The following is a 4934-nucleotide window of genomic DNA, read 5'->3' on the forward strand; positions in this document are numbered from 1 at the left end:
CTCCCCGACCCCGAACCCCCCGCCCAGATCAGGGTGTTGACCGCCAACCTGCGGCAGGGGCAGGCGCTCGACGCGCTGCTCGCGGCGCTGCGTCAGGAGCGCCCGCATCTGGTCTCCGTGCAGGAGTGCGACGCGGAGTGCGCGCGGCGGCTGCGCGGCTCGGCCGTCCGTGACGGCCACCCCTACCAGGTGTTCGCGGGCGACGGGGCCGCCGAAGGGTCGGCGATCCTCAGCACGTACCCGCTCAGCGCCCGCCCCCGGGTACCCGGGACGCTCTCGATGCCCGGCGCGGTCGCCGACGTGCGCGGGCTGCCCGTGCGCTTCCAGGTCGCCCATCCGATGCCGCCCGAGCCGTTGCGGCTGGAGGTCTGGCGGCGGGAGCTGGCGGCGCTGCGGACGTTCGCCGCCCGCCGCGGCGGGGAGCGGACGATCATCGCCGGCGACTTCAACGCCACCCAGGACCACGCCGCCTTCCGAGCGATCGTCGACACCGGGATGCGGGACGCCGCCCGTCTGGCCGGCCGCTCCCGTACCGCCACCTGGCCGGTACCGCTCGCACCCCGGGTGGGGGCACAGATCGACCACGTGCTGGTCAGCGAGCGTCTGGTGCCGGTACGGGCGCGCTTCCTGCCGTTGGCGGGCAGCGACCACCTGGCGGTGCTCGTGGAGCTGAGGGTGTACGAGTGAGGCCGGGGGCGTACGGCACGGCACTCGTGGGCGCTCACCTTTCGACAAGGGGGCATGAGACATCGCACAGCCGGGAACCGGACATGGTCGACCCGCGTTCTTGTTGACCAACACCCGCCTCGCGGGGCTTCGGGGGAATGTCTGCGGAAAGGGACCACAAAGGTGAACCTGCTCGACGTCGTGCTCCTCCTCGCCGCCGCGTCGTTCGCGGTGTCCGGCTACCGCCGCGGCCTGGTCGCCGGGGCGGTGTCGCTCGCGGGTTTTGTGGGCGGCGCGGTCATCGGCGTGTGGCTGCTGCCGTTCACCCTGGGGCTGGTCGAGCGCGGCACCACGATGGCCTTCCTGGTGGCGTTGCTGACCGTGCTGGTACCGGCGGGCGCCGGGCAGGCGCTGGCCGCCCGGCTCGGCTGGCGGCTGCGGCAGTCGCTGCACTGGGCGCCCCCGGTGCGCTGGCTGGACGGCGTGGGCGGGGCACTGGCCAACGTCCTGGCGGTGCTGCTGGTCGCATGGGTGGCGGCGAGCGCGCTGGTCTCCTCGCCCTCTCCGGAGGTGAGCCAGGCGATCCGGGGCTCGTCGGTGCTGCGCGCGGTCGACGACCGGCTGCCCGAGCAGGCGCCGACCTGGTTCAGCCGGGCCACCAACGCGTTGACGACGGCCGGGTTCCCGCAGGTGTTCAACCCGTTCGAGCGGGAGTCGGTCGCGGAGGTCGCCGAGCCGTCCGGCGACTCGGTGACCGCGGCGGCGGTCACGGCGGCGCAGCGCAGCACCGTCAAGGTGGAGGGGGTGGCGGCCGTGGACGGCCGGCGCCAGGGCCAGGAGGGCAGCGGCTTCGTCTACGCCGAGCGCCGGGTGATGACCAACGCGCACGTCGTCGCGGGGGTGAGCGAGCCGACCGTGCGGGTGGGCGGCGTCGGGCCGCGCTACCGGGCGACGGTGGTCTACTTCGACGCGAACATCGACGTGGCGGTACTGCGGGTGCCGGACCTGGACGCGCCCACGCTGCCGTTCGCCGGTCCGGCGAGCCGCGGCGACGCGGCGGTGGTGGCGGGCTATCCGCAGAACGGCGGTCTTGACCTACGGGCCGCCACGGTGGCCGGCCGCACCACGGCGCGAGGGCAGGACATCTACGGGTCGAGCGTGGTCACGCGTGACATCCACCCGCTGCGCGGTCTGGTGCGCCCCGGCAACAGCGGCGGCCCGCTGCTGACCACCGGTGGCGAGGTGTACGGGGTGATCTTCGCCCGTTCGGTGAGCGACCCGGACACCGGCTACGCGCTGACCGCCGAGCAGGTGCGGACGGCCGCCGAGCGCGGCAACACGGCGACCGAGCCGGTGAGCACCGGCAACCGCAACGCGCTCTAGCCAGGGTCTGTCCGCCGGGCACCCCGGGGCCGGTCAGTCGCCGGGCATCCGGGCCGCGGGGCGGTCGCGATGGATGGGCGCGCGCGTGCCGCTGAGCGGTCGGCCGCTGCCGCCGTGCCGGTCGGCGACGATCTCGGCGGCGATGGACAGCGCCGTCTCCTCCGGGGAGCGCGCCCCCAGGTCGAGGCCGATGGGTGAGCGCAGCCGGGCGAGTTCGTCTTCGGTGAGTCCCGCCGTGCGCAGTCGGTGCAGCCGGTCCTCGTGGGTGCGGCGGGAACCCATCGCGCCGACATAGGCCACCGGCAGTCGCAGCGCCCGCTCCAGCAGCGGCAGGTCGAACTTGTGGTCGTGGGTGAGCACGCAGAGTACGGCGCGCTCGTCGAGGCGTTGGCCGTCGAGGTAGTGGTGCGGCCAGTCCACCACGATCTCGTCGGCGTCGGGGAAGCGGGTGGCGGTGGCGAACACCGGGCGGGCGTCGCAGACCGTGACGTGGTAGCCGAGGAACTTGCCGACCCGCACGAGGGCGGAGGCGAAGTCGATGGCGCCGAAGACGAGCATGCGGGCCGGCGGCACGCTGGTCTCCACCAGCAGCCGTACCGGCTCGCCGCACCGGCCGCCGTCCGCGCCGAGTTCGACGACGGCGCTGCGACCGGTGGCCAGAAGTGAGCGTGCCTGGTCGGCGGCGGCCAGGTCGAGGCCGGTGGCGCCGCCGAGGGTACCGCCGAGGGTGCCGTCCCCTCGGACGTGCAGTGCGCGGCGGCGCAGTTCGGCGGGACCGTTGACGACGCGTACGACGGCGGTGGCGGTCCCGTCGGCGGCCGCGGCCAGCGCCTGGACGAGGGTGCGGGCGGCCGACACCGACGAGGCCGGCGGGGGGTCGGCCGCCTCGTCGCCCGCCGCCTCCCGCAGGGCACCGGCACGGACCGGGGTGACGAGGACGTCGATGATGCCGCCGCAGGTCAGACCGACCGCGAACGCGTCGTCGTCGCCGTAGCCGAAGCGCTGTGTGGCGGGCTCGCAGGTGGCGAGCGCCTGCTGACAGAGTTCGTAGACCGCGCCCTCCACGCAGCCGCCGGAGACCGAGCCGATGGCCGTGCCCTCGCTGTCTACGGCCAGGGCGGCGCCCACCTCCCGGGGGGCGCTGCCGCTGGTGGACGTCACGGTGGCCACGGCGAAGTCACGTCCCTGCACGCACCACCGGTGGAGTTCCGCGGCGATGTCCAGCATGGCGTTCCTCCCTGGGTCCCTGGGTCCTTGGGTTCTGCTGTTCCTCGGACTCCCGGATTCCAGGCCGCCCCGGCGCGGGGCCGGGGCGGGCCGGTCAGTGTCCGACGTCGTTGAACGCGAAGTTGAAGACGAACATGGCCGTGAGCAGCCACATGAACAGGCCGGGCTCGCGCCACTTGCCCTGGGCGAGCTTAATGGCCGAGTAGGCGATGACGCCGGCGGCGACACCGTTGACGATGGAGAAGGTGAACGGCATCAGGACGACGGTGAGGAAGACCGGGATCGCCACCGCGCGGTCCTTCCAGTCCACGTGCCGGGCGTTCTGCATCATCATCGCGCCGATGACCACCAGCGCGGCGGCGGCGACCTGGCCGGGCACGATCTGGGCGAGCGGGGTGAACAGCAGCATCGCGGTGAAGATGAGGCCGGTCACGGTGGCCGACAGGCCGGTTCGCGCGCCCTCGCCGACGCCGCTGGCGGACTCGATGAACACCGTCTGCCCGGAGGCGCTGGAGACGCCGCCGATGGCGCCGCCGGCTCCGTCGATGAGCAGGGCCTTGTTCAGCCCGGGCATGCGTCCCTTGGCGTCGGCGAGCTTGGCCTCCTGGCCGACGGCGATGATCGTCGCCATGGCGTCGAAGAAGCCGGCCAGCACCAGCGTGAACACGATCATGGTCACGGTGGTGGCGCCCAGCGCCGCGTAGCCGCCGAACTCGACGTTGCCGAAGATGCTGAAGTCGGGCGTGGAGACCGGGCTGGTGGGGATCTGCGGGGTGGCCAGTCCCCAGTGCTCCTGGTTCAGGCCCTTGACCTGGGTGACGACCAGCGAGAAGACGGTGCCTATTCCGATGCCGATGAGGATGGCGCCGGGGATGTTGCGGGCCAGCAGCATGAAGATGGCCAGCAGGGTGATGCAGAAGGCGAAGACCGGCCAGCCGGTGAGTTGGCCGTCGACGCCGAGGGTGACGGGTGGGCCGACCTCGGAGCGGCCGACGAAGCCGGCCTTCTCCAGTCCGATCATCGCGACGAACGCGCCGATGCCCATGGTGATGGCGTGCTTGAGGCCCATCGGGATCGCGTTCATGATCTTCTCGCGGAGCCCGGTGATGACCAGCAGCATGATGATCACGCCGTAGATCACGCACATGCCCATGGCCTGGCCCCAGGTCATGCTGGGGACGACCTGCGTCGCCAGTACGCCCGAGACGCTCAGGCCCGCCGCCAGGGCGAGCGGCACCTTGCCGATGATGCCCATCAGCAGGGTGGTGAGTCCGGCCGCGAACGCGGTGGCGGTGACCACCGCCGAGGCCGGGAGGGTGTTGCCGTTGACGTCCTCGACGCTGAGCAACAGGGGGTTGAGCAGCAGGATGTACGCCATGGCCATGAAGGTGGTGACGCCGCCACGCACTTCACGACCGACCGTGGACCCACGCTTGGAGATGTGGAAGTAACGGTCGAGCCATCCACTGTCGGCAGGGGGGCGCGTGCCGTCGCCCGGTTCCTCCGCGGAGATCATCGGCTCTACCTTCGACTGTGCCATTGTGCTAGCTCCCAAGGTTCATAGGGACACCCGCTGCCGAGTTGCTGTGCGGGATTTGGGATTGCACGACGCGGGGGACGGCCCGAGAACGTGGGATGGGGGTGGCGCTGTGGTGGGG

The 4934-nt window shown here is 72.4% G+C and carries 4 protein-coding genes; 2 read left to right on the plus strand and 2 right to left on the minus strand.

Features of this window, described 5'->3' with window-relative positions:
• Positions 1–687, plus strand: a 687-nt coding sequence (locus FNX44_RS23865; RefSeq protein ID WP_143650967.1) for an endonuclease/exonuclease/phosphatase family protein, incomplete at its 5' end; no start/stop codon positions are given.
• 162 nt (positions 688–849) lie between these two features.
• The gene (locus tag FNX44_RS23870) at positions 850–2049 is read left to right on the plus strand and encodes a MarP family serine protease (protein ID WP_143650968.1); all 1200 of its coding nucleotides are present in this window, start codon (positions 850–852) and stop codon (positions 2047–2049) included.
• A gap of 33 nt (positions 2050–2082) precedes the next feature.
• On the opposite strand, the gene FNX44_RS23875 is transcribed toward FNX44_RS23870, so the two are convergent.
• On the minus strand, positions 2083–3276 hold the full coding sequence (locus tag FNX44_RS23875) for an XdhC family protein (RefSeq protein WP_143650970.1): 1194 nt from the start codon (positions 3274–3276) through the stop codon (positions 2083–2085).
• A 94-nt stretch (positions 3277–3370) separates the two neighbouring features.
• Positions 3371–4816 carry an NCS2 family permease gene (locus tag FNX44_RS23880; protein ID WP_143650971.1) on the minus strand — a complete coding sequence of 482 codons (1446 nt, stop codon included), beginning with the start codon at positions 4814–4816 and terminating at the stop codon, positions 3371–3373.
• Positions 4817–4934 lie beyond the last annotated feature (118 nt).

Origin of the sequence: Streptomyces alkaliterrae (genome assembly GCF_007097205.2) — a bacterium.
GTDB classification, from domain to species: Bacteria; Actinomycetota; Actinomycetes; order Streptomycetales; family Streptomycetaceae; genus Streptomyces; species Streptomyces alkaliterrae.